At 73.7% G+C, this 22,875-nt stretch carries 15 protein-coding genes and 3 tRNA genes; 8 read left to right on the top strand and 10 right to left on the bottom strand.

The features are described 5' to 3' along the window. Positions 1–69: 69 nt before the first annotated feature. A complete protein-coding gene (locus tag ABIB16_RS07745; protein WP_049147908.1) occupies positions 70–1,914 on the top strand; it encodes a phosphoenolpyruvate carboxykinase (GTP) in 1,845 nt (614 codons plus the stop codon). A gap of 68 nt (positions 1,915–1,982) precedes the next feature. Here the strand turns inward: ABIB16_RS07745 and ABIB16_RS07750 are convergent, their stop codons facing one another. Beyond that, the gene (locus ABIB16_RS07750; RefSeq protein ID WP_061867517.1) at positions 1,983–3,173 is read right to left on the bottom strand and encodes a globin domain-containing protein; all 1,191 of its coding nucleotides are present in this window, start codon (positions 3,171–3,173) and stop codon (positions 1,983–1,985) included. Between the two features lie 94 nt (positions 3,174–3,267). Beyond that, positions 3,268–3,726: an RrF2 family transcriptional regulator gene (locus ABIB16_RS07755; RefSeq protein ID WP_002858036.1), complete on the bottom strand. Its 459-nt coding sequence runs from the start codon at positions 3,724–3,726 to the stop codon at positions 3,268–3,270. A 71-nt stretch (positions 3,727–3,797) separates the two neighbouring features. Between ABIB16_RS07755 and ABIB16_RS07760 the strand changes: the two genes are divergently transcribed. Further along, positions 3,798–5,993, top strand: a complete 2,196-nt coding sequence (locus tag ABIB16_RS07760; protein ID WP_159832833.1) for a RecQ family ATP-dependent DNA helicase — start codon at positions 3,798–3,800, stop codon at positions 5,991–5,993. A 10-nt stretch (positions 5,994–6,003) separates the two neighbouring features. Here ABIB16_RS07760 and ABIB16_RS07765 read toward each other — a convergent pair whose 3' ends face one another. Further along, the gene (locus ABIB16_RS07765; protein ID WP_061873256.1) at positions 6,004–7,479 is read right to left on the bottom strand and encodes a phosphomannomutase/phosphoglucomutase; all 1,476 of its coding nucleotides are present in this window, start codon (positions 7,477–7,479) and stop codon (positions 6,004–6,006) included. A gap of 141 nt (positions 7,480–7,620) precedes the next feature. On the opposite strand from ABIB16_RS07765, the gene ABIB16_RS07770 reads away from it, so the two are divergent. After that, positions 7,621–8,772 (top strand): MFS transporter, encoded by a 1,152-nt coding sequence (locus ABIB16_RS07770; protein WP_255354996.1) that lies wholly within the window; start codon positions 7,621–7,623, stop codon positions 8,770–8,772. A 45-nt stretch (positions 8,773–8,817) separates the two neighbouring features. Here the strand turns inward: ABIB16_RS07770 and ABIB16_RS07775 are convergent, their stop codons facing one another. Next, on the bottom strand, positions 8,818–10,155 hold the full coding sequence (locus tag ABIB16_RS07775) for a polysaccharide deacetylase family protein (RefSeq protein ID WP_159832835.1): 1,338 nt from the start codon (positions 10,153–10,155) through the stop codon (positions 8,818–8,820). A gap of 196 nt (positions 10,156–10,351) precedes the next feature. Here ABIB16_RS07775 and ABIB16_RS07780 point away from each other — a divergent pair, with 196 nt between their 5' ends. Further along, positions 10,352–11,188, top strand: a complete 837-nt coding sequence (locus tag ABIB16_RS07780) for a hypothetical protein (protein WP_061867512.1) — start codon at positions 10,352–10,354, stop codon at positions 11,186–11,188. A 79-nt stretch (positions 11,189–11,267) separates the two neighbouring features. Here the strand turns inward: ABIB16_RS07780 and ABIB16_RS07785 are convergent. After that, positions 11,268–11,356, bottom strand: a tRNA-Ser gene (locus ABIB16_RS07785). Between the two features lie 196 nt (positions 11,357–11,552). Continuing rightward, positions 11,553–12,431, bottom strand: a complete 879-nt coding sequence (locus ABIB16_RS07790; protein WP_354436176.1) for a PRC and DUF2382 domain-containing protein — start codon at positions 12,429–12,431, stop codon at positions 11,553–11,555. Positions 12,432–12,722: 291 nt separating this feature from the next. Here ABIB16_RS07790 and ABIB16_RS07795 point away from each other — a divergent pair, with 291 nt between their 5' ends. Next, the gene (locus ABIB16_RS07795; protein ID WP_354436178.1) at positions 12,723–14,678 is read left to right on the top strand and encodes an FAD/NAD(P)-binding protein; all 1,956 of its coding nucleotides are present in this window, start codon (positions 12,723–12,725) and stop codon (positions 14,676–14,678) included. A gap of 84 nt (positions 14,679–14,762) precedes the next feature. Here the strand turns inward: ABIB16_RS07795 and ABIB16_RS07800 are convergent, their stop codons facing one another. The 3 genes from ABIB16_RS07800 to ABIB16_RS07810 all read right to left on the bottom strand — a co-directional run bounded on the left by ABIB16_RS07800 (position 14,763) and on the right by ABIB16_RS07810 (position 20,149). After that, positions 14,763–17,513, bottom strand: a complete 2,751-nt coding sequence (locus ABIB16_RS07800) for an ExeM/NucH family extracellular endonuclease (protein ID WP_354436180.1) — start codon at positions 17,511–17,513, stop codon at positions 14,763–14,765. Between the two features lie 27 nt (positions 17,514–17,540). Continuing rightward, positions 17,541–19,817 carry a bifunctional metallophosphatase/5'-nucleotidase gene (locus ABIB16_RS07805; protein WP_354436181.1) on the bottom strand — a complete coding sequence of 759 codons (2,277 nt, stop codon included), beginning with the start codon at positions 19,815–19,817 and terminating at the stop codon, positions 17,541–17,543. Positions 19,818–20,061: 244 nt separating this feature from the next. Continuing rightward, positions 20,062–20,149 (bottom strand) — tRNA-Ser (locus tag ABIB16_RS07810). 143 nt (positions 20,150–20,292) lie between these two features. On the opposite strand from ABIB16_RS07810, the gene ABIB16_RS07815 reads away from it, so the two are divergent. Both ABIB16_RS07815 and ABIB16_RS07820 read left to right on the top strand, forming a co-directional pair. After that, a complete protein-coding gene (locus ABIB16_RS07815) occupies positions 20,293–21,354 on the top strand; it encodes an NAD(P)H-quinone oxidoreductase (RefSeq protein ID WP_002858060.1) in 1,062 nt (353 codons plus the stop codon). Next, a complete protein-coding gene (locus ABIB16_RS07820) occupies positions 21,351–21,800 on the top strand; it encodes a hypothetical protein (protein WP_044658507.1) in 450 nt (149 codons plus the stop codon). The genes ABIB16_RS07815 and ABIB16_RS07820 overlap by 4 nt, the downstream gene beginning before the upstream one ends. Before the next feature lie 74 nt (positions 21,801–21,874). Here ABIB16_RS07820 and ABIB16_RS07825 read toward each other — a convergent pair. Next, a tRNA-Thr gene (locus ABIB16_RS07825) sits at positions 21,875–21,948 on the bottom strand. A 181-nt stretch (positions 21,949–22,129) separates the two neighbouring features. Between ABIB16_RS07825 and ABIB16_RS07830 the strand changes: the two genes are divergently transcribed. Beyond that, positions 22,130–22,864: an HAD family hydrolase gene (locus ABIB16_RS07830; protein ID WP_044658508.1), complete on the top strand. Its 735-nt coding sequence runs from the start codon at positions 22,130–22,132 to the stop codon at positions 22,862–22,864. Positions 22,865–22,875: the final 11 nt, after the last annotated feature.

The following is a 22,875-nucleotide window of genomic DNA, read 5'->3' on the forward strand; positions in this document are numbered from 1 at the left end:
TTCGGCGGTGCACGCATCGGAGTGGACGGGACGGAACGGCCCCGGACCCCAATGGGAGGACTCTCCACCATGGCTGACAACGCCACCACCTCGTTCGCGGATCGCGCCCTGGCGGACGCGCCCACGGACTACGCCCAGCTGCGCGAGTGGGTCGCTCAGATTGCAGAGCTGACGCAGCCGGACTCCGTCCAGTGGGTCGACGGCTCCGAGGAGGAGCGCGACCGCCTCGCGGACGAGCTCGTGGCGGCGGGCACCCTGACCCGCCTGGCCGAGGACAAGTTCCCCAACTCCTTCGCCGCGTTCTCCGATCCCGCCGACGTCGCCCGTGTGGAGGACCGCACCTTCATCTGCTCCGAGAAGGAGGAGGACGCCGGCTTCACCAACAACTGGATGGACCCGGCGAAGATGCACGGCATCCTCGACGACGCGTTCACCGGCGCCATGCGTGGCCGCACCATGTACGTGATCCCGTTCGTGATGGGCCACCTCGACGCCGAGGACCCGAAGTACGGCGTGGAGATCACCGACTCCGCCTACGTGGTCCTCTCGATGCGCATCATGGCCCGCATCGGCCAGGACGTGCTGGACAAGATGTCCCGCGAGCAGGCCTTCTACGTGCCGGCCGTGCACTCCGTGGGCGCCCCGCTGGAGCCGGGCGAGCAGGACGTGCCGTGGCCGTGCAACGAGACCAAGTGGATCGTGCACTTCCCCGAGGAGCGCTCCATCTGGTCCTTCGGCTCCGGCTACGGCGGCAACGCCCTGCTCGGCAAGAAGTGCTACGCGCTGCGCATCGCCTCCGTGATGGCCCGGGACGAGGCCTGGCTCGCCGAGCACATGCTGATCCTCAAGCTGACCAACCCCGAGGGCCGGTCCTACCACATCACCGGCGCCTTCCCGTCGGCCTGCGGCAAGACCAACCTCGCCCTCATCGACCCCACGATCGAGGGCTGGAAGGCCGAGACCCTGGGCGACGACATCACCTGGATCCGCGCCGGCAAGGACGGCGAGTTCCGCGTGATCAACCCGGAGACCGGCTACTTCGGCGTCGCCCCCGGCACCGGCTGGTCCACCAATCCGAACGCCATGCGCGCGATCTCCAAGGGCAACTCCATCTTCACCAACGTCGCCCTCACCGACGACGGCGGCGTGTGGTGGGAGGGCATGACGGACGAGGTCCCCGAGCACCTCACCGACTGGCGCGGCAACGACTGGACGCCCGAGTCCGGCACCCCGGCCGCCCACCCGAACTCCCGGTTCTGCACGCCCATCGAGCAGACGGACATGCTGGCCGACGAGTACCGCGACCCGCGGGGCGTGAAGCTGGACGCCATCCTGTTCGGCGGCCGCCGCAAGACCACCGTGCCACTGGTGACCGAGGCCTTCGACTGGGAGGATGGCATCCTCAAGGGCGCCACCCTCTCCTCGGAGACCACCGCGGCCGCCGCCGGCGCCGTGGGCGTCGTGCGCCGCGACCCGATGGCCATGCTGCCGTTCCTCGGCTACGACGCCGGCGACTACCTGGCCCACTGGGTCAGGGAGTCCGGCAAGGCCGACCCGGAGAAGCTGCCGCGCATCTACCTGGTCAACTGGTTCCGCCGCAACCGCGACGGCGGCTTCGCCTGGCCCGGCTTCGGCGAGAACTCGCGCGTCCTGAAGTGGGTCGTGGAGCGCCTCGAGGGCAAGGCCGAGGCCGAGGAGACCCCGATCGGTCTCGTGCCGGCCGCGGGCTCGCTCGACCTGTCCGGCATCGAGGTGTCGGCCGAGGACCTCGAGGACGCCCTCAAGGTCGACGCCGCGGAGTGGGCCGAGGAGAACGAGCTCATCGAGCAGTGGCTCGGCCGGTTCGGCGAGTCGCTGCCCGCCGTCGTGCGCGAGCGCTTCGAGGCGCAGAAGGCCCGGTTCGCCCAGGCCTGAGCCCCGCCGCACGCGGAACGGCCCGCACCCCGTGAGGGGTGCGGGCCGTTCCGCGTTCCGGGGCCGGATCAGGCGGCGAGCCAGAGGTCCGGGCCGAAGATCTCGTAGCGGATGGACGTCGCGGGCACGCCGGCGTCGATCAGCTTCGAGCGGGTGGACTGCATGAACGCGAGCGGGCCGCACAGGATGTAGTGCCCGTCGCGGGGCAGTTCGACGTCGTCGAAGTGCATCACACCCTCGACGGTCGTGACGCCCTCGGGGTCCTGTTCGGGCCGCACCCCGAGGAAGAGGCGGGCGTCACCGTGCGGCAGCGCCGCCAGGGACTCCGTCACCTGTTCGCGCAGGGCCACCGCCTCCCAGGACGCGTCGCCGTGGAAGAAGAGGACCTGGCGGTCCGAGCCCTGCTGGGCGAGGGTGTCCAGGATCGCCGCGGCCGGGGTGATGCCGATGCCGGCGGTCGCCAGGACCAGGGGAGCGGTGGAGTCCTCGTCCTCGAGGGTGATGTCGCCGTAGGGGTTGGACAGCTCGATGACGTCGCCGACCTCCACGCTCTGGATGAGCGTGGGCGAGACCTCGCCGCCCTCGTCCAGCTTCACGGTGATGACGCGCTCGGTGGCGGACCCGGCCTTCTCGGAGAGGGAGTACTGGCGGCACTGGCGCAGGCCGTCCTCGACCTTCAGTCGTACGGACACGTAGCCGCCGGCCTTGCCGCGGGTCTGCGGGGTGTCGTCGGCCGGCTCGAAGCGGAAGGTGACGGCCGCGTTGCCGGTGGGCTCCTTCGCGACGACCTTCCAATCCGTCCACATCCTGTCGTTGGCCTGCTGGGCGTAGAGGCCCTTCTCGATCTTGATGAGGGCGTCGGCCATGAGCCAGTAGACCTCGGTCCAGGCGTCGGCCACCGCGGGGGTGACGGCGTCGCCGAGCACCTCGCCGATGGCCCAGAAGAGGTTCTCGTAGACGATCGGGTACTGCTCCTCGACGATGCCGAGGGCGGTGTGCTTGTGGGCGATGCGGGACAGGACGGCCTCGGGCAGGGTGCCCGGGTTCTCGAGCAGGTGCACCGCGAACTTCACGATGGATCCGGCGAGGGCCTGGGCCTGCTCGCCGTTGCGCTGGTTGGCGCGGGAGAAGACGCCGTCGAGGAGTTCGGGGTGGGCCTCGAACATGTGGGCGTAGAACAGGGGCGTGATCTCCGGCATGTGCTCGGCGACGACGGCGGCGGTGGCCTCGATGACGGGGCGGGACTTCTCGGACAGCACGGGGGTCTCCGTCTCCTCGGTGGGGAATCTTGCGCTGATTTTGCCAGATTACACCCGGCCGTCGCCGTCGGGAACTCGCCCCCGGCTCGTTCCCTCAGTGCGCCACGGGGATCTCCGGCAGGCCCAGCAGCACGGGCCCGCCGACAGGCCCAGCGCTCACCAGATCCCGGATCCGCACGGTGTCGAGTTCGGCGAGGAAGGCCTCGCGTGCGCGGTGCAGGGCGCCGCGCAGGCGGCAGTCGCCGGCGTAGGGGCACGCCACCCCGGAGTCGCGCCCGGCGCAGTCGATCACCTCGTCGCGGCTGCTCAGCGAGCGCACGAGCTCGCCCACACGCTGGTCCAGACCGGCCGCGGCGATCATGGCCCCGCCATGCCGACCGCGCAGCACCTCGATGGTCCCGCGGCGACGCAGCTCGGCGACCGCCTTGATCACGTGGTTGTAGGGCACCTGGATCCGGTCCGCGATCTGCTGGCTGGTGAGCCGTTCCCCCTCGGCGGCCGCGAGCGTCATCAGCACACGCAGGCAGACGTCGGTGTAGGCGCTCAGCTTCATCCCGCCATCATCCCACCGGTGCACGGCGCCGCCGCGCCTGCGGTGTCCGGGCCGGTTGGCATACTGACGCCATGGACGCCACCTCGCACCCCGACGCCGGCCCCCGCCTCCCCGAGACCTCCGTGCCGGGGGGCGACGCCGCGCTGCACGAGGAGGCCCTGGCCGTCCTGCGTCGGCTCGTGGACCGGCCGGACGCGCGATTCAAGGACGGGCAGTTCGAGGCGATCGAGGCGCTCGTGGCCCACCGCCGCCGCGCCCTGGTGGTGCAGCGCACCGGCTGGGGCAAGTCCGCCGTGTACTTCGTGGCCTCCCTCCTGCTGCGCGCCCGCGGCGCGGGGCCCACGCTGATCGTCTCCCCGCTGCTCGCGCTCATGCGGGACCAGGTCGCGGCCGCCGCCCGGGCGGGCGTGCGCGCGGTGTCCGTGAGCTCGGCGAACGCCACGGAGTGGGACGAGGTCCGGGCCCGGCTCGCGGCGGACGAGGTGGACGTGCTGCTGATCTCGCCCGAGCGCCTCACGAACCCCCGGTTCCGGGACGAGCAGCTGCCGGACCTCGTGGCGCGCATGGGCCTGCTCGTGGTGGACGAGGCCCACTGCATCTCCGACTGGGGCCACGACTTCCGGCCGGACTACCGCCGCATCCGGGACCTGATCGGGCTGCTTCCCGCCGAGGGGCCGCGCGCGGTGCCCGTGCTGGCCACCACCGCCACGGCCAACGCCCGTGTGGTGGCGGACGTGGTGGAGCAGCTCGGCGTCGCCTCCGAGCAGGACGTGTTCGTGCTCCGCGGCCCCCTGGCCCGCGCCTCGCTGCGCCTGGGCGTGCTGCGCATGCCCAGCCCGGCCGCGCGCCTGGCCTGGCTCCTCGACCACCTCGCGGACCTGCCGGGCTCCGGGATCGTCTACGCCCTCACGGTCTCCGCCGCCGAGGACACGGCGCGCGCCCTGCGCGAGGCGGGGCACGAGGTGGTCGCCTACACGGGCCGCACGGACCCGGAGCGGCGCGCCGAGATCGAGGAGGACCTCAAGGCCAACCGGGTGAAGGCCGTCGTGGCCACCTCGGCGCTCGGCATGGGCTTCGACAAGCCGGACCTGACGTTCGTGGTGCACTTCGGCGCGCCGGGCTCGCCCGTGGCGTACTACCAGCAGGTCGGCCGTGCCGGCCGCGGGACGGACCACGCGGACGTGCTCCTGCTGCCCGGGCCCGAGGACCGTCGCATCTGGGAGTACTTCGCCACCGCCTCCATGCCGGACGAGGAGCAGGCGCGCGCCGTGCTGGGGGCGCTCGCGGACCACGGCGGGGCCCTCTCCGTGGCGGCGCTCGAGCCGGCCGTGCGGATCAAGCGCACCACCCTGGAGCTGCTGCTCAAGGTCCTCGCCGTGGACGGGGCGGTCGAGCGGGTGGGCGGCGGCTGGCGCGCCACCGGGCGGGAGTGGACGTACGACGCCGAGCGGTACGCCCGCGTGGCCGAGGCGCGCCGGGCCGAGGAGCGGCTCATGCTCGACTACCAGACCACGGACCGGTGCCGCATGGAGTTCCTGGCCCGCACCCTGGACGACCCCACCGCCGCGCCGTGCGGCCGCTGTGACGTCTGCGCCGGCCCCTGGTACCCGACGGGATCGGACGGGGCGGCGGGGGAGCGCGCGGAGGCCGCCCTGCGCCGCACCGGCGTGCCGATCGAGCCCCGTCGCATGTGGCCCTCGGGCATGGACCGGCTGGGCGTGCCCGTGAAGGGGCGCATCGCGCCCGAGTCACAGGCCGAGGAGGGTCGCGCGCTCGCCCGCCTGACGGACCTCGGGTGGGGCACCGTCCTGCGGGACCTGCTGGACCGGGAGGACGCCCCGGTGCCGGAGGAGGTCCTGCGGGGCGCCGTCGACGTCCTGGCCGGCTGGGGGTGGCGGACGCGGCCGATCGCCGTCGTCGCGATGCCCTCGCGCACCCGCCCGCAGCTGGTGGGGTCGTTCGCCGAGGGGATCGCCCGGATCGGCCGGCTGCCGTTCCTCGGCTCGCTCGAGCACGCGCGCGGCGGCCCCACGGCCGGGCCGGGCGGCAACAGCGCCTACCGGCTCGGGTCCGTGTACGGCCGGTTCGCCGTCCCCGAGGCGATGGCGCAGATGCTGCGCACCGCCCCGGACGCCGGCCGCCACGGCCCCGTGCTGCTGGTCGACGACCTCGTCGACTCGCGGTGGTCGCTCGCCGAGGCTGCGCGGGTGCTGCGCGAGGCCGGCGCCCAGGGGGTGCTGCCGCTCGTCCTGGCCCAGGCCGGATGAGCCGCCGAGGTCAGCGCTCCGCGCGGACGATCGCCAGCACGGCGTCGCGGAGCGCCTCCATGGTGGCGGCCGTGCGGGCCTCGCCGTTGTAGCGCAGGAACGGCTCCGTGTTGGACGGGCGGAGGTTGAACCACCACGTGCCGTCCTGGGCGGCGACCGTGGTGCCGTCCATGCGGGTCACCGTGGTGGCCACCCCGGCGAAGTCCTCGTGCACGGCCTGGCCCTCGCCGACGCCCTCGCCCACGGCGGGGGCGAACTGCGCCACCACCGCGGCCACGGCGGCGTCCTTGTCCGCGACCTGCGAGTTGATCTCTCCGGAGGCCACGTACGGCTCGTACTCCTCGGCCAGCTCGGACAGCGGCTGCTCCTGGCCGCCCAGGGCCGCCAGCACGTGCATGGCCGCGAGCATGCCGGTGTCCGCGTTGAAGAAGTCGCGGAAGTAGTAGTGCGCGGAGTGTTCGCCGCCGAAGACGGCGGACTCGGCGGCCATGACCGCCTTGATGAAGGAGTGGCCCACGCGGGTCTCCACGGCCCGGCCCCCGTCGGCCGCCACGAGCTCGGGGACGGCGCGGGAGGTGATCAGGTTGTGGATGACCACGGGGGTCTGCTCGCCGTCGGCCTTCGCGCGGGCGATCTCGCGGCGGGCCACCAGGGCGGTGACCGCGGAGGGGGAGACCGGGGCGCCCTGCTCGTCGATCACGAAGCAGCGGTCGGCGTCGCCGTCGAAGGCCAGGCCGATGTCCGCGCCGTGCTCCACGACGGCGGCCTGCAGGTCCCGCAGGTTCTCCGGTTCCAGCGGGTTGGCCGGGTGGTTCGGGAAGGTGCCGTCCAGCTCGAAGTAGAGCGGCTCGATCTCCAGCGGCAGGGCGGCCAGCTCGGCGTCGCCGAGGACGGCCGGGGTGGTCTTGCCCGCCATGCCGTTGCCCGCGTCCACCACGACCTTCAGGCGGCGCACCCCCGTCAGGTCCACGAGCGAGCGCAGGTACGCGGCGTAGCCGGGGAGGATGTCCTCCTCCGTCACGGTGCCGGTGGTCTCGGCCGCGGGGATCTCACCGGCGTCGAGGTAGGCCTGGGCCGCGTCGCGGATCTCGAACAGCCCGGTGTCCGAGGAGACCGGCACGGCGCCGGCCTGGGCCATCTTCATGCCGTTGTACTCGGCCGGGTTGTGCGAGGCGGTGAACACCACGCCCGCGGCCTGCTTCACGCCCGCCGCGTAGTAGAGCATGTCCGTGGAGATCAGCCCCAGGGTGACGACGTCGGCGCCGCGGCGCGTGGCACCCTCGGCGAAGGCCGTCATGAACGCGGGCGAGGAGGGGCGCATGTCCCCGCCGACCAGCACGGTCTGACCGGCCAGGCCCAGCACGTCCACGAAGGCCGCGCCCACCGCGCGGACGCTCTCCGCCGTGATGGACTCGCCCACGATGCCGCGGACGTCGTACGCCTTGAAGGAGTCGTGCAGGTCGAGGGAGGGGGTCGAGGTAGTCACCCGACCGATCGTAGTGGACAGCCTGGATACAGTGAGGGCGTGCCCCCGACCACTCCGCCCCCGAGCGCGGGGCCCCCGGCCGTCCCGCCGTCGGGACCCGCGCCGGCCGCTCCCGGGGAGCCCGCGTACCGCAGGCTGCTGATCGGGCTGTTCCTGGCGGGGGTGGCCACGTTCGCCCAGCTCTACTCCCCGCAGGGCCTGCTGCCGCTGGTCAGCGACGACCTGGGCGTCCCCGCGGACCGTGCCGCCCTGCTCGTCTCCGCCAGCACACTCGGCCTCGCCCTGTCGGTGGTGCCGTGGTCCGTGGCCGGGGACCGGTGGGGCCGCCGACGCGCCATGGTGGTCTCGATGGTCTCCGCCAGTGCGTGCGCGCTCACGGGCGTCCTCGCACCCACGTTCGAGGCCATGCTGGGCCTGCGCCTGCTCGAGGGCATGGCGCACGGGGGTGTCGCGGGACTCGCCGTGGCGCTGCTGGCGGAGGAGGTGGTCCCGCACGCGGTCGCGGCGGCCGCCGGCACCTACATCGCCGGCACCACCCTCGGCGGGCTCTCCGGCCGGCTCCTCGCCCTGCCCGTCGCGGAGGCGTCCTCGTGGCGCGGCGGGATGCTGGCCGTCACCGTGGTCGGGGTGCTGTGCACGGTCGGCTTCCTGGCGATCACGCCGCGTGCCCGACGTTTCACGCCGTCGCCCACCTCCCCGGCGACGCTCGTGCGCATCGTGCGCGGTCACCTGCGCTCGCCGGAGCTCGTCGCCGTCTACCTGCAGGGGGCGCTGCTGATGGGCGGGTTCGTGGCGCTGTACAACTTCGTGGGGTACCGCCTGCTCGACCCGCCGTTCTCCTGGACGCCGACGGCGGCCGGCCTCGTCTTCCTCGCCTATCTCGCGGGCACGTGGTCGTCGCCGCGCGCGGGTCGGCTGGCCGCGCGGGTGGGCCGGCTGCCCGTCCTGGCCGGCGCGACGGCGGCCATGGCGGCGGGCGTCGCCCTCACGTCGGTCCCGCATCCGGCGGTGCTGGTGCCCGCCCTCGTGCTCGTGACGGGCGCGTTCTTCGCCGCCCACGCCGTGGCCTCCGCGTGGTCTGGGACGGCCGCCCCCACGGGCCGCGCCCAGTCGACCTCCCTGTACAACTTCGCGTACTACGCCGGCTCGAGCCTCTTCGGCTGGCTGGGCGGCGTGTTCCACGAATCCCATGGGTGGCCGGGGACGGTGCTGATGGTCCTGGCCCTGGTGCTGACCGCCCTGGTGAGCGCCGTCGTCGTGCTGCGCGGACGCGGGACGGCCCCGGCGCGCTGAGCCGGGGCCGTCGTCGGGGCGGATGTCAGTGGGTCGACCCGCCGATCACCAGCCGAGGGCCTCGGCATCCGTGCCGGTGGCGGACCGGGCCTGGTCGCGCCAGGCGGCGAGGACCTCCGGGTCCTGCAGCTCGAGCCACGCGATCATCTGCTGGTAGGTCACGCAGTAGGTGTCCTCCTCGACGCAGACCTCCCGCATGACCTTCTCCACAGCCGGGTTGAACGCGTTGAGACCCCAGTCGTTGAAGTGGTTGCCGAAGACCAGCGGGGCGCGGTTGCCCGCGAACGCCGAGTCGTACATGTAGCGGTAGGTGCGGTACTGGAAGTCGGTGAGTCGGGAGACGTCCTCCGGGATGTCCTTGCCGCCGTTGCCGGAGATCCAGAAGTTGTAGTCCATCGCCATCACGAACGGGCTGGCCGCGTCCTTCTCGGCGAGCACGGGGGACCAGGTCATCGGCATCTCGAACTCCCAGATCCCGTCCTCCTGGTAGGGCCAGGCGACGCCGGAGGCGGCCGCGGCACGCGACGTGTCGTACTCGAGTCCGTTGTCCTTCCACATCGGGACGAGCTGGTCCCACTCCCCGTCGAGGCAGGGCAGGCGTCCGCCCTTGACGTCGTCGGGGGTGACCTCCAGCGCCGGCAGGGAGCTGCCCGGGTTGTAGGCGCCGGGGTCGGAGAGGATGTCCGTGAACGAGCCGTACTCCTGCTTCCATTCGGCCGTGGACCACTGGTCTGCGCCGTACCTCGTGGGCGCGCCCAGGTGACCCGCGTAGTGGGTGCCGATCTCGTGGCCGGCGGCGTGTGCCGTGTTGATGTTCTCGATGCGCTGCGCCACCTCGGCCTCGTCGCCGCCGAACTCCGTGCCCACGTAGCCGGGCTCGTTGCCGGGCGCCGTGTAGTTCTCCCGGTTGGCGGTCTCGATGAGGTTGATCGCGGACTGGAACACCGTGAACTTCGCGTCGGAGTCCGCCGCCGCGTCCAGGAAGGTCTTCCAGCGCGCGTCCTGACGGCCACCGTCGAAGGAGAAGAGGACGAACTGCGGCGGGCGTTCCTCCGCCGTGAAGGCCCGCATCGGCACGTCCTCATGGGAGCGGGCGGCCAGGGGGAGCGCGGGGTCCGCGGCGGCCGACGGCGAGCCCTCACCGGACGACGCCGCATCCGAGGACCGTCCCTGCGACGACGAGGCCTCCGATCCGTCCGCAGATGCGGGCGACGAGACGGCCGCGTCCGTGGCGCCGGAGGACCCGGCCGCCGTCCCCTCGTCCCCCTGCGGGGCGGCACAGCCGGCCAGCACGAGGGCGAGCGCCACCGACGTCCCCCACCAGCGGCGTCGCCGGGGCGAGGGGGTGTCGACGGTGCGGGCGGACGGGCGGGGGAAGGACATGCGGTCTCCTGGCTCGGTCGAGTGGCGGGCGGAGTGTCTCCTCCATGGCCGCCGTGACCAGACACGGAGGACTCCACGTTCCACCGTAGGGGAGGCCCCCCGGTGGCTCTGGAGCCCTGGCAGAACTGTGACCAGGTTGTGATGTGGCGCCGCGGCTGCCGGCATGGCCCTCGCGGGCCACACCTAGACTGGAGGCATGGAATATCTCGTCCCTGTCCTCGCGGTGGTCGTCATCGGCGCCCTCGCGTTCGCCGCCGCCCGGTGGATGTCGGCTGGTCGAGCGCGTCAGGCGGCGGATCAGCGCACGCCGTCCGGTCGCGGGCTGGACATCGGACCGGAGCGGGCGCGTCTGGCGGCGGGGCTGCTGGACGAGGACGCCCATCGGCGCGTGTACGGGCACATCGCCCAGAGCCGTGTGATGGAGGCCGTGCGCGACTACCGCGCCCACACGGGACGCGGCCTGAAGGACGCCGTCATGGACGTGCAGTCCCTCGCCGTGCATCCGCAGGTCTACTCCGAGCCGGTGCAGGAACCGGACGCCACGTCCGCCGGAGTCGCGGGGCCCGTTCCCGACGACCATGGGGAGCCCCACCGGGACGATGCGGCCCCGGCCGAGACCCCCGGGCCGAAGCGGCCCGGACAGGATTCGAGCGGGCGGGGGGAGCCGGACGCCCAGACGCCCGATCGCGAGACCTCTGACGCCGTGGCCGAGGACGACGCCCGGCAGGACGCCGACCACGACTCAGCAGCGCCGCCCGCAGACGAGTTGACGACCCTGACCGTCCCCGCCGAGTGGACCGCCGCCCCCGCCGAGGAGGAGCTCCCCTTCGAGGTCGAGGTGATGCGGGGGACGGAGTCCGTCCGCCTCTCCTCGCAGGACCTGCCGCCGTGGCTCCGCGATCAGCTCTCCGCCATGGTGCGAGACGGCAACCTCGAGTCCGCCGCCGTCCAGCTGTCCAGCCACTCGGAGCTCTCCGTGCCGGAGGCGTACGAGCTGCTGCGCCGCATGCGGGAGCGCCGCGGGGAGGGCTAGTCACCGGTCGGTCGGCACGTCAGGTCCCCGCGGCAGACGCGAAGAGGGCCGGAATCGCGTGGATTCCGGCCCTCTCTCGCGGAGACGGGGGGATTTGAACCCCCGGCCCAACTTTCGTCGAGCCCTTCATTAGCAGTGAAGTCCATTCGGCCGCTCTGGCACGTCTCCTCCGTCCGGCGCGCCTCGCACGGGGCGACGCGCGGTCAGACCGGTCCAGCTTAGCGCGCCAGGCCAGGGCAGGGCAAAGGAACGCCGTGCTCACGGGCGGATCACCATCGCGCACGAGCGGGGCCCCGGATCCATGGATCCGGGGCCCCGGGTGATCTGTCAGCCGTCCGGCCTGAGGCCGACGCGTCCGTTCAGATCAGATGCGGTCCTTGCGGTCGTTGCGGCCGTCGAGGTCGCGATCGGTGGCGTCGCCGTCGACCTTGACGTCCTCGTGGCGGACCTCCTCGGTCACCGTCTCGGTGTCCTGCACCTGGCGCTTGCCCAGGGAGACCTTCTCGGCGTCCACGGTCTTGTCGACGACCGGGGTCTCCTCGTAGGTGGTCACCTCGACGTCGCCGTCGCGGCCGGCGGTGCGGGCCTCGGCGGAGTCGGGGTCGACGGACTCGCGCTCCACCACGACCTCCTCGCGGGTGACGGGCACCTCGACGGTCTCGGTGGTGGTGTAGGCCTGCTTGCGCAGACGGACGCGGCCGGAGGCGCGGCGCTCGGTGCCGACGTTCAGCTGCTCGTCCTTGACGACGACGGAGTCGGCGTCGGTCACGTCGCGGCGGTCACGGTCGGTCACGTCGCGGCGGTCGCCGTCCACGACGGCCTCGTCGCGGCGGTCGGCCACGCCGGCCACACCCGCGGTGCCGGCCACGCCGGCGGCGCCGGCGTCGGTGCGCACGTCGTCACGACGCACGTCGCCGTCGTGATCCGCGGCGGAGTACTCCATGGAGTAGTACTCGTAGATGCGCTGCTCCTCCTCGGGGGTCAGCGAGCCGTCCGCGTCCACGTTCGGGGCGTCCTTCACGAAGGACTTCTCGAAGGGCACCGTGATGCCGTCGGCGGTGGTCTGGGCCTGCTGCAGCGGAACGAAGGTCTCGCGGGCGCCGAACAGGCCGGTCTTCACCGTGACGAAGGTGGGCTCGTTGGTGACGTCGTCGAGGTAGACCTGACCGACGGAGCCGATCTTGTCGCCGTCGGTGGCGAAGACGGTGGAGTTCTGCAGCTGGTCGAGAGCGTTGCGGTCCATGAGGAATTCTCCTTCTGAATCGGTGTTTTGTTGCCTTACGCTCATTCACAATTCCCCATGGGCCCGAGTGGCGTCAACCATCGGCCCCCCAGATTCCCAATTCCCAGACTTCTCCCAGAATCTCGACGCGATCCGCATGATTCCGCGGATTCTTCGTCCGGGCCTGCTGTGGATCCTGGGGGATCGGTGGGAGTGTGGCGCAAGCGGTCCGCGACTCTTGACGGCCACCGATATTGTGTGGAATACGCGCGCCGCAGGCGTGAAAACGATCCCGAGGAGAGTGGAGGCCCCATGTCCCAGCCCCTGGTGGCCGATCGCCGCCTCGCAGTGGTGGGAGCCGGCCCCCGCGGCGTCATGCTGCTGGAGCGGATCCTCGCCCGACTCGAGGGCGCGGCCCCGGACGCACACCCCCGGCGGCTGCGCATCGACGTCGTGGACCCCTATCCGCCCGGGCCAGGGCGGGTGTGGCGCACGGACCAGTCCGAGCTGTACCTCATGAACACCCCCGCGTTCTTCCCGACCGCGTGCGCCGCCGACAACCCCGGTCTGCGCCCCTCCACCGCCGCGCAGACCTTCGACCAGTGGCGTCGCGTGCACCCGGAGGCCAGCCTCGGCGTGCGCCGCCACCAGTACCCGGCCCGAGCGGTCTACGGGCGCTACCTCCGGCACCTGTACAAGGACGTCGTCGCGGGGCTGCGCGCCCGCCCCGAGGTCGTCGAGGTCGTCGAGCACCGCGTCGAGGCCACCGCCCTGCACCCCCGGCCCGACGGCGGTGCCCGCCTGGAGCTGCGGGACGCCGACGGCGCGGTCGCCGCGCTCGACGCGGACGCCGTCGTGCTCTGCCTGGGCCATCAGCCGGCGGAGCTCAGCCCCGGCCAGAACCGGATGGCCGCCGCCGCGCGGGGCCGGGACGAGCTGCACTACCAGGGCCCGCAGATCCCCTCGGACGTGGACTGGGAGACCGTGGAGGCCGGGGCGGACGTCCTCGTGCGGGGCATGGGCCTGAACGCGTTCGACCTGCTGGCCCAGCTCACCCAGGGCCGGGGCGGGGTGTACCGCCGCACCGGCGACGGACCCGGCCGGGCCCTGCGGTACGAGCCGTCGGGGGACGAGCCGCGCCTGCACCTGATGTCCCGCCGCGGCATCCCGTACCTGCCCAAGGCGGAGGTGGACGCCTTCGTGCCCCGCGGCGTCACCCTCAGCTACCTCTCCGACGCCGCCGTGGACGCCCTCGCCGCCCGGCACGGGGCCCTGGACCTCGCCGAGCACCTCTGGCCGCTGCTGCACCGCGACGTGGTCCGGCACTACTACGCCACGCTCGTCCGGGCCCAGCCCGAGATGCTCGGCGGCCCCGTCGAGGCGCGCCGGTTCCTCGGGGAGCTCGTCGGCCAGCTCGAGGAGGCCGGCCGCGGCGCCCCCGTGACCTCCGCGCACGCCGAGGAGCTCCTCCAGCGGTACGCCCCCGGCCGCCGCTTCCTCGACATCCTGGCCTATGGATCCCCGTTCGAGGACGCCGTGTTCGCCTCCCATGAGGACTATCAGCGGGCCGTCGCGGACTTCATGGAGCAGGCCTGCGTGGAGGCCGCCCTCGGGGAGGAGTCCCCGTTCATGATGGCCGTCGGCGCGCTCCATGCCGGCCGACTGCGGATCAAGGCGTGGATCGCCGAGGGTCGGATCGCCGAGGCCTCCCGCATCCGGGACGTCCAGGGCTGGTTCGAGCCGCTGGTCGAGGGCCTCGCCTCCGGCCCGCCCCTGTGGCGCGTCGAGCAGATGCTGGCGGTGCACCGGGCCGGCCTGCTCACCTGGGCCGGCCCCGCGCCCGTGGTCGAGGCCGAGGACCACGGGTTCACCGCCCACAGCCCCCAGGTGGGAGCGCAGGACTCGCTGGGGCCCGCCGTCGTCGAGGGGGCCTGGCTGGTGGAGGCGATGATGCCGCCCAACCGCGTGCAGGCCGCCGCCTCCCCGCTGGTCCGTCAGATGCTGGCGGACGGCGTCGCCGCGGCCGGGACGTGGGAGGACGAGGAGGGCGTGCGCGTGCCCGCCACCGGCTTTGACGTCACGGCCCGCCCGTACCGGCTGCGGGCCGCGGACGGCACGGCCCACGCGGACGTGTTCGTGCTGGGCCTGCAGCTCTCGGGCGTGCAGTGGGGCACCGCGATCGCGGCCGAGGCCGGGGCCGATCCGACCGGACGTGCCCTCTTCCTCGCCGACGCCGACGCCGCCGCGGCGGCCGTGCTCGCCGGCTGAGCCCCCACGACGACGGCGGGGCCGCCCGGGTGGATCCCGGACGGACCCGCCGTCGTCATGCCGGGGGCGGCGCCCCGCGCCCCGTCAGGGACGGGCCGGCCCGCGGCCCTTGCCGGGGTGCTCCGGGCCGTGGCCCTTGCCCGGGTGGTCACCGCCGTGGCCCGGGGTCGCGCCCACGCAGCGCAGCCACTCGCGCACGGAGTTCGCGGGCTTGCCCGGCACGCCGCGCGGATCGGTCACGCCGTCGCAGGTCTCGCCCGGGGAGGGCTCCGGCTCCGGCTCCGGGGTCGGCTCGGTCACGGGCGCGTCGAGCTGGAGGCCCACCAGGATCGGGTTGTGGTCCGAGGACCGCCACTGGTCCGCGGAGTACAGGTCCTCGGCCACGTAGTTGTGGCGCGAGTACTCCAGGGCCACGGATTCGTTCGCGTTGATCATCCAGATGTCCTGGCCGGTGATCGCCGTCGCCGCCGACGGCGAGGCGTAGATCCCGTCCAGGCTGCCGACGGCGCCGCCGAACGCGTACGAGTACTCGCCCGTGAGCGCGCCCTGCGAGACGTACCCGGCCGCCTCGAGCACGCGGATCGGGTCCTCCTTCTCGTAGGCGTTGAAGTCGCCCATCAGCAGGACGCGGTCGGTGCCGGTCTCGGCCTTCATGCGCTCGGCGAAGGCCACGAGGGCCTCGGCCTGGCCCACGCGGTCCGCGTTGTACGCGCCCTGGCCGTCGCCCGCGTCCACGTTGCCCCCGGTCGCACCGGAGCCGCCCTTGGACTTGAAGTGGTTGGTGATCGCCACGAACTCGGTGCCGGCCGCCCCCTCGGACGTGCCGTCGGCGGCGCGGAACAGCTGCGCCATTGGCTCGCGTGCGTTGTCGAAGTTCGTCTGGTCGTCCAGGATCACCGACTCGCCCACCGGGGTGACCTCGGCCGGCTGGTAGATGAACGCGGAGCGGATGACGTCCTCGTCCGCGAGCGCCGGGCGCTCGGCCGGGGAGGCGACGAAGGCCCAGCGCTGCTCGCCGGCCTGCGCGTTGAGGGCCTCCACGAGGTGGGCCAGCGCGTGGTCCCGGTCGAGGCCGAACTTCTCGGAGTTCTCGATCTCCTCGAGCGCGACCACCGAGGTGCCGAGGCCGTTGATCGCGGCCGCGATCTTCTCCTGCTGGCGGGCGAACGCCTCGGAGGTGTAGGCGCCGCGCGGCAGGCAGCCGTTCGTGGTGACGGGGGTGCCGGCGCGGTCGCGGTAGGCGCTGCAGCCGGCCACGTCCTGGCCCAGGGTCGTGAAGTAGTTGAGCACGTTGAAGCTGCCGACGGTGACGTTGCCGCCGACCGCCTCGGGGGCGGCCTCGGCCGGGCGGGTGTCCTCGATCGTCACGGGCTGGACGGCGGCCGCCGTGGCGTCGGTGAGGTGGCCCAGCGGCTGGAAGGACCACGCGTCGAAGCGCCAGTCGAGGATGACTCCGGTGGTGAACTCCAGGCCCGCGCCCACACGCACCGGCTGGTCCGCGTCCAGATACGGCAGCGGGTTCTGGTTGCCCGGCGAGCGCATGAAGTTCGTGGTGGCCCCGTCGTCGAGCACGATCAGCTGCTGCGCGTTGGCGGCCGCGACGGCCTGGGCCTCGGCGCCGGGCAGCGCCACCGACGTCGGGTTGTCCAGCGGCGTGGTGCCGGGGACGATGCCGAGGGAGCCGTACTGGTTGAGGGAGTAGTTGTCCGTGACCGTCCAGTCGCCCTGCGGGGCGAGGACCATGCCCTCGAGCGCCTCACGGTCGGCCTCCTCCAGCGGGAACTCCACCGGCGTGGGGGCCACGGCGCCGGGCTCGGCGACCGGCAGCACGCCGCCGGCGGCGACCTTGATCTGCGTGAGGCCGTAGTGCTCGGCCGCTTCGCCCGTGACCTGGACGTGGTCGCCGAGCGTCACGGAGCCGACCGTGTCCGGCGAGTACACGAACACGCCGTCGGAGGCGCCCGGGGTGGCGTCGGGGGTGTCGCCGCCGGTGCCGGCGGTCTGGATGTAGTAGCCGTCGTAGCCGCCCGTGGAGTACACGGCGGTGACGACGCCGGTGGTGGTCACCTGGCGCCCGGCGTACGGGGTGGCCGTGCCGGTGCCCTGGAGCTGGGCGATGGTGATCCGCTCGGCCGGGGTCGGCTGCGGCTCGGGCTCCGGGGTCGGCTCGCCGCCGGTGGCGGCGGCGTTGGTCGGGGTGACCTGGTCGGTGACGGTGAAGTCGGCGCTGTTGTCGTCCGTGTCCACGCCGTTCGTGCGGGTGAGGGACTTCGGGTCCGAGTTGGCCGAGGGGGCGCCGGCAGCCGCCGTTTCGAAGGTGTTCGTGGCTCCGTAGCCGAGCACGTCCGCGACGCCCGGCACCTGGCCGGTCACCACGGAGCCGACCGGCAGGTCCGTCACGGTGCCCGTCTGGCGCGCGAGCACGATCGTGCCCTTGGTGCCCGCGGGGTTGAACGCCCCGCCGGCCACGAGGTCCGCCTGCGGCAGGGCGGCGCCCGCGGTGCCGTTGGAGCCGCCGGAGACCAGGAAGTGGCCCTTCGCGGGCACCGTGCCGGACAGTGCGACCGTGCCCTGGGTCGCGGCCGTGCCGGCGGCGGAGCGGTACTGCAGGGACCAGCCGTCGAGGCTGATCGGCTGGTCGGTGGGGTTGTAGAGCTCCACGAACTTGTGGGTGTACACGGCGTTCGCGGAGCCGCCGTTGGTGTACGCCTCGTTGATGACGAGGGAGTCGCCGGCCGGGCTGGCCTGGGAGGGCAGGGCCACAGCGGGGGCGAGCAGGGCCAGGGCGGCGGTGGTCACCGCGGTGCGCGCGGCGAAGCGGGGCAGGGGGGTCATGTCGTCCTCGGTCTCGTTCTCGATGGGTCAGCGCGACAGGCCCGCGGCGGTCAGCCAGGCATGGGCGGAGAAGACGGGGTGCGTGGCGGCGCCGCGCTGCACGCCGCGGCCCTTGCCCGGGTGGTCCTCGCCCTTCACGCGGCCCTTGCCCGGGTGGTCGGCGCCCTTGTCATGGCCCTTGCCATGACCCTTGCCATGACCCTTGCCCGGGTGGGTCGGGGCGGGCTGCTCCGGCTCGGTGGGGGTCGGGGCCGCGGTGACCTCGAGGGCATGGCGCACCACGGTCGTGCTGCCGTCGGCGTAGCGCACGGTCATCACGAGCTCGCCCGTGCCCGCGGCGGCGGGGGCGGTGATCCCGGAGAGCGTGACGGTCTCGGAGCCCGCGGGGACGGCCACGGTGCCCAGGGCGGTCTCGGCGCCGCCGGCCGTGCGGAAGGCGACGTCGACCGCGGTCGCCGCGGGGGCGCCGTCGGAGTCCACCACGAGGTCCCCGAGGGTCAGGCCGACGGCCTGCCCGGCCTCGACCGAGGCGGGGGCGTCGGTGACCGGCACGCCGTTCTTGCCGAAGTCCGGGGCGACGGCGCCGCGGGCCGCGTCCTGGGCGCGGGCGTAGTCCGTGATCGCCTGGGAGTCCAACAGGCCCATGTTCACGAAGTTCTGGCGGCCGGTCGCGAAGGCGGTGTAGCCGTCGGGGGCCTTGGTCGGGTCCCCGAGCGTCGTCCAGGTGTCGTCGGACAGGAACGACTGGCTGGCGACCGTGTACATGCGGTCCGCCTGGAGCGGCTCGCCGTCGATCCACACGCCGGTCACCTTGTCCCCCTGCGGGCGGGACTCGTCGTAGGTCCAGGTCAGCTCCTCGGACCAGCCGAGGGTGAACTTGCGCACGTCGTTCCGCCAGTTCTCCTCGAGGGCCAGCTTGATGGAGGAGCCCGGGATGTCGAAGTAGGTGATGGTGTTGCCGAACGGCGCCATGTCGAGCAGCTCGCCCAGGGTGAGGCGACCGACGAGGTCGGCCGGCTTGGTCGGGAACGCGCCGCCGTCGGTGAAGCGGTCCGTCAGCAGCTCGGAGCGCAGGCCGCCGGGGTTGGTCACGCCGAGGTCCACCTCGGGGTTCGCCTGCTCGGCGGCGCGCTTGACGGCGTCGCCCACCCAGGTGCCCAGGGTGGTCTCGGCGGCGCGCGTGCCGCCGGCCTTCCAGGAGCCGCCGGCGTCGATGAGCTTCTGGTAGTCGGTGGTGATGGAGGCGGACAGGTCGGCCACGACCTCGCCCTGCAGGTCCTCGAAGACCGCGACGGCCTCCTGCTCGATCGCGTACACCTGGGCGGTGACGGGGGATTCCGCGGCGGCCTCGGCGGGGGCCTGCGTGGACCGGGCCAGCAGGCGCGGGGTGAGCCCGGTGACCTCGCCGTCGGCGCCCACGGTCAGCTCGACGGCGGCCAGGTGGCTGCCGGAGGCGCCCGCCTGGATCACGGGGCGGTGGGCGCCGCCGGCCGCGGCGTCGTACTGGTAGAGCTGGTGGGTGTGGGCGTTGAAGATGACGTCCACGGCGGAGGAGGTCTCGCCGACGATGCGGTCGAACTCGGCCCGGGCCGCCCGCTCGGCGGCCAGCTCGCCCGCGCCGGCGGCGCCGTCGTGGTACGAGGCCACGATCACGTCGGCGGCGTCCTGGGCCTCCAGCTCGTCCGCGACCGCGTTCACGGCGGCGACCTCGTCGAGGACCTCGTTGCCCTTCAGGCCCGCGCCGGTGGTGGTCGCGTACAGCTCGTTGGGGGAGGCGCCGATGACCGCGACGCGCACGCCGTGGACGTCGAAGACGGCGTGCGAGGTGAGGACGGGCTCCTTGGTCGTCGGGTCCACCAGGTTGGCGGAGAGCACCGGGAACTGGGCCCGGGACTCCACGCGGCCCTGCAGGTCGTCCAGGCCCTTGTCGAACTCGTGGTTGCCGGCGGTGAGCGCGTCCAGGCCGAGCGCGTTCATCACGTCGATCGTCGGGTTGTCCTGCTGCACGTTGGACACGGACTTCGAGCCGCCGATCAGGTCGCCGGCGCTGGTCAGCAGCGTGGAGCCGGCGCCGTGCTCGGCCTCGAACGCGGTGCGGTAGTCCTCCACGGTGTCCGCGAACTGCGTGCCGATGTAGTCCGCGGACAGCGCGCCGTGGAAGTCGTTGAAGGACAGGATCGAGATGGTGGTCTCGTCCGCGGCGGCCGTCTCGACGGCGAGGGCGGGCGCCGCGCTCGCGGGCGCGAGGACGAGGACGGTGCAGGCGGCCGTGGTGACGGCACGGCGGCGGAACAGGCTGGGCATGGCTCTCCCCGGGATGCGTGATGACAGAGGTGCGCCGCCGGTGGACGGCGGGGTGACGCGCGGAGTCCATCACATCCAGGTGGCCTCCAGGTGAACGAGAGGCGGGGGGGGGGGGGGGGCGGCCCCCCCGCGGCCCGGGGGGGGGGCGGGGGGGGGGTGGGGGGCCCCCCCCCCCCCCGGGGGGGGGGGGGGGCCCCCCCGGGGGGGGGGGCCCCCCCCCCCCCCGCCTCTCGTCGTGTGCACGCGGATGGTGAGGGATTCGAACCCTCGGCACGGGGTCACCGCGCACCGGTTTTCAAGACCGGCTCCTTCGGCCGCTCGGACAACCATCCCGGGCCTGACCGCGACGGCGTGGGCCGCCGCGTCGAGGACCCACTCTAGCCCGTGGCCCGGCGGGCGACCGGTGGCGAGTCCGGCCCCCGCGCGCGAGGATGGACCCTCGACCCTCGACCCCCGACCAGAGGAGGAGACCCCCATGGACGTCCCCGCACAGATGCGCGCCGTGCGATTCACCGGCGCCGGCGACAACGGCGTCGTCCGCGTGGGCCACGAGCCCGTGCCGGACCCCGGCCCGGGCGAGGTGCTGGTGCACGTGGCCGCCGCGGGTCTCAACCGCGCGGACATCGCGCAGCGCGAGGGCCGCTATCCGCCGCCGCGCGGCGCCTCCGAGATCCCCGGACTCGAGGTCTCCGGCACCGTGGCGGCGCTGGGACCCGAGGCCGGGATGCCGGGTGAGGGGCGGTTCGCCGTCGGTGACCGGGTGTGCGCGCTCCTGGCCGGCGGCGGCTTCGCCGAGTACGTCGCCGTGCCGGCGGGCCAGCTCATGGCCGTCCCCGACGGCGTCGGCCTCGTCGAGGCGGCGGCCCTGCCGGAGGTCGCCTGCACGGTGCACTCGACGCTCGTGGGCCGGGCGGGCGTGCAGGCCGGGGACCGGGTGCTCGTGCACGGCGCCACCGGCGGCATCGGCTCCTTCGCCGTCCAGTTCCTCGCCGCGCTCGGTGCACGGGTGCTGGGCACCGCCGGCGGCCCGGAGAAGGTGGCACTCGGTCGGCGGCTGGGCGCCGAGCACATGTTCGACCACCGCGCCGCCGAGTCCGGTGCCTTCGCCCCGTGGGTCAAGGAGGTCACGGACGGCCACGGCGCGGATGTCATCCTCGACGTCGTCGGCGGCCCGTATCTGGCGCCCAACGTGTCCGCGCTCGCCCCCGAGGGACGCATCGTGACGCTCGCGGTCCAGGGCGGCGCCGTCCCGGAGGACTTCAACATCATGAAGCTGGTGGTCAAGCGCGGCTGGCTCACGGGGGCGACGCTCCGCTCCCGCTCGGTCGTGGACAAGGCCGGGATCGTGGCCGCGGCCGAACGTGCCGTGTGGCCCCTGGTGGCGGCGGGCCGCATCGACGCGAGCGTCGGGGCGTGCTTCCCGCTCGCCGAGGCCGCCGAGGCGTTCGACTGGTTCGACTCCGCCACCCGCACGGGCAAGGTCGTGCTCGTCACCGACCCCGCCGACGCGCGCCGGCCGTCCGGCGACCGCGCATGAGGGGGCCCTTCGCACGCTTCCGTCAGGAGCGTGCCGACGACCGCGAGCTCGGCACGGGGCTGTGGCGCCGTGCCCACGACCGACTCAGCCGGGCCCTGGACCGCTACTGGCAGGTGCTGGAGGGCCAGCGGGGCACGGACGTGCTGAGCCACGAGGAGCGCAACGGCGTGGTCCACGCCGGCAACGTCCTCACGGAACGGCTCCCCGCGGTCCGTGCCCTGTGCGTCCGCCTGCACCGGGACCACGAGGGCGACGGCGAGCACATCCCGGCCGAGGCCGCCGACGTCCACCGTGAGCTCTCCCGCGCCGCACACGAGCTGGCCGCCACCGCCCAGGCCCTCGCCCTGTACCGGCTCGGCCAGGGCTCGGCGGAGTCGGTCGGCCGGCACGCCGAACGCACCCTCGGCCACCTGGACCGGGCGGAGGAGCTGGGAGCCGGGCTCTGACGGCGGCGCGCCCCGGACGGCCGGCCCGAAGACGAGAGGACCCCGCCGCGTGATCACGCGGCGGGGTCCGGGGGAGCCCCCTGCCGGATTCGAACCGGCGACCTGCTCTTTACGAGGGAGCTGCTCTGGCCAGCTGAGCTAAGGAGGCACGGACCGTGAACGGCCACGGCTGACGAGCATACCGGTTTCGCGGCCCCGATTCCACCGCACGGCCGGGCGCGCGGGCCACCGACTGTGGCCCGCGCCTTCCGCAGGCGTTCACCCCCAGGCCACGCCGCGGCCAGACGGGGACGGTTCCCTGGTGGGCACACACCGTCGACGGGAGACGCATGAGCCTGCCCCACGCCCCTCGCACCCCGGCACCCCCCGCCGCGGCCTCGTCAGCCGCGCCCCTCCGCCTGGCCGTGGTGGACATGTCCGGCACGTCCATCGTGGAGCACGGGCTCCAGGACACGGCGTTCGCCCGCACGTTGGACCAGCACGGCGTCCCGGCGGGCACGCCGGAGCACGACGACGCCGCTCGGCGGTTCCGCGCGCTCCGGCCCACCTCGCGCACGGCCGTGTTCCCCCGCGTGTTCGCCGACCGGGCGGTGGCCGCGGCGGCGACCCGCACGTTCGAGGCGGCCTTCGACGCGCTGCTGGCCGAGCACGGCGTCCGGGCCGTCCCGGGCGCGGAGGAGGCGCTCGTCCGCCTGCGCGCCCTCGGCCTCCACGTGTGCCTCTGCACCGGCTACGCCCGCCACACCCAGAACATGATCCTCGAGTCGCTGGGGTGGATGGGCCTGGCGGATCTGAGCCTCTCCCCGGACGACGCCGGCCGCGGCGTCCCCCACCCGGACATGATCCTCACCGCCCTGCTCGGTCTCGACCACGACGACGTCCGCAGCGTCCTCGTGGTCGGGGACACCGCGGAGGACATGACGGCCGGGCGCCGCGCGGGGGCCGGACTCGTGGTCGGCGTGCGCACGGGTCGCGACGCGGACGACGTCCTGCTGGCGGCGGGCGCGGACCGGGTGGTGCCGGGCCTGGCCGACGTGCCGGACCTGGTGGTCCGCACCCGCTGAGCCGGCGCCGG

The organism is Micrococcus sp. UYEF5, from assembly GCF_040546065.1.
In the GTDB taxonomy this organism is placed as follows: domain Bacteria; phylum Actinomycetota; class Actinomycetes; order Actinomycetales; family Micrococcaceae; genus Micrococcus; species Micrococcus luteus.

What these genes read in the sequence shown, in the direction of transcription:
- ABIB16_RS07745 (WP_049147908.1), top strand. Translation starts at nt 70, where the DNA reads ATGGCTGACAACGCCACCACCTCGTTCGCGGATCGCGCCCTGGCGGAC.
- ABIB16_RS07755 (WP_002858036.1), bottom strand. Translation starts at nt 3,726, where the DNA reads ATGAAGCTGAGCGCCTACACCGACGTCTGCCTGCGTGTGCTGATGACG.
- ABIB16_RS07760 (WP_159832833.1), top strand. Translation starts at nt 3,798, where the DNA reads ATGGACGCCACCTCGCACCCCGACGCCGGCCCCCGCCTCCCCGAGACC.
- ABIB16_RS07775 (WP_159832835.1), bottom strand. Translation starts at nt 10,155, where the DNA reads ATGTCCTTCCCCCGCCCGTCCGCCCGCACCGTCGACACCCCCTCGCCC.
- ABIB16_RS07780 (WP_061867512.1), top strand. Translation starts at nt 10,352, where the DNA reads ATGGAATATCTCGTCCCTGTCCTCGCGGTGGTCGTCATCGGCGCCCTC.
- ABIB16_RS07790 (WP_354436176.1), bottom strand. Translation starts at nt 12,431, where the DNA reads ATGGACCGCAACGCTCTCGACCAGCTGCAGAACTCCACCGTCTTCGCC.
- ABIB16_RS07795 (WP_354436178.1), top strand. Translation starts at nt 12,723, where the DNA reads ATGTCCCAGCCCCTGGTGGCCGATCGCCGCCTCGCAGTGGTGGGAGCC.
- ABIB16_RS07800 (WP_354436180.1), bottom strand. Translation starts at nt 17,513, where the DNA reads ATGACCCCCCTGCCCCGCTTCGCCGCGCGCACCGCGGTGACCACCGCC.
- ABIB16_RS07805 (WP_354436181.1), bottom strand. Translation starts at nt 19,817, where the DNA reads ATGCCCAGCCTGTTCCGCCGCCGTGCCGTCACCACGGCCGCCTGCACC.
- ABIB16_RS07815 (WP_002858060.1), top strand. Translation starts at nt 20,293, where the DNA reads ATGGACGTCCCCGCACAGATGCGCGCCGTGCGATTCACCGGCGCCGGC.
- ABIB16_RS07820 (WP_044658507.1), top strand. Translation starts at nt 21,351, where the DNA reads ATGAGGGGGCCCTTCGCACGCTTCCGTCAGGAGCGTGCCGACGACCGC.
- ABIB16_RS07830 (WP_044658508.1), top strand. Translation starts at nt 22,130, where the DNA reads ATGAGCCTGCCCCACGCCCCTCGCACCCCGGCACCCCCCGCCGCGGCC.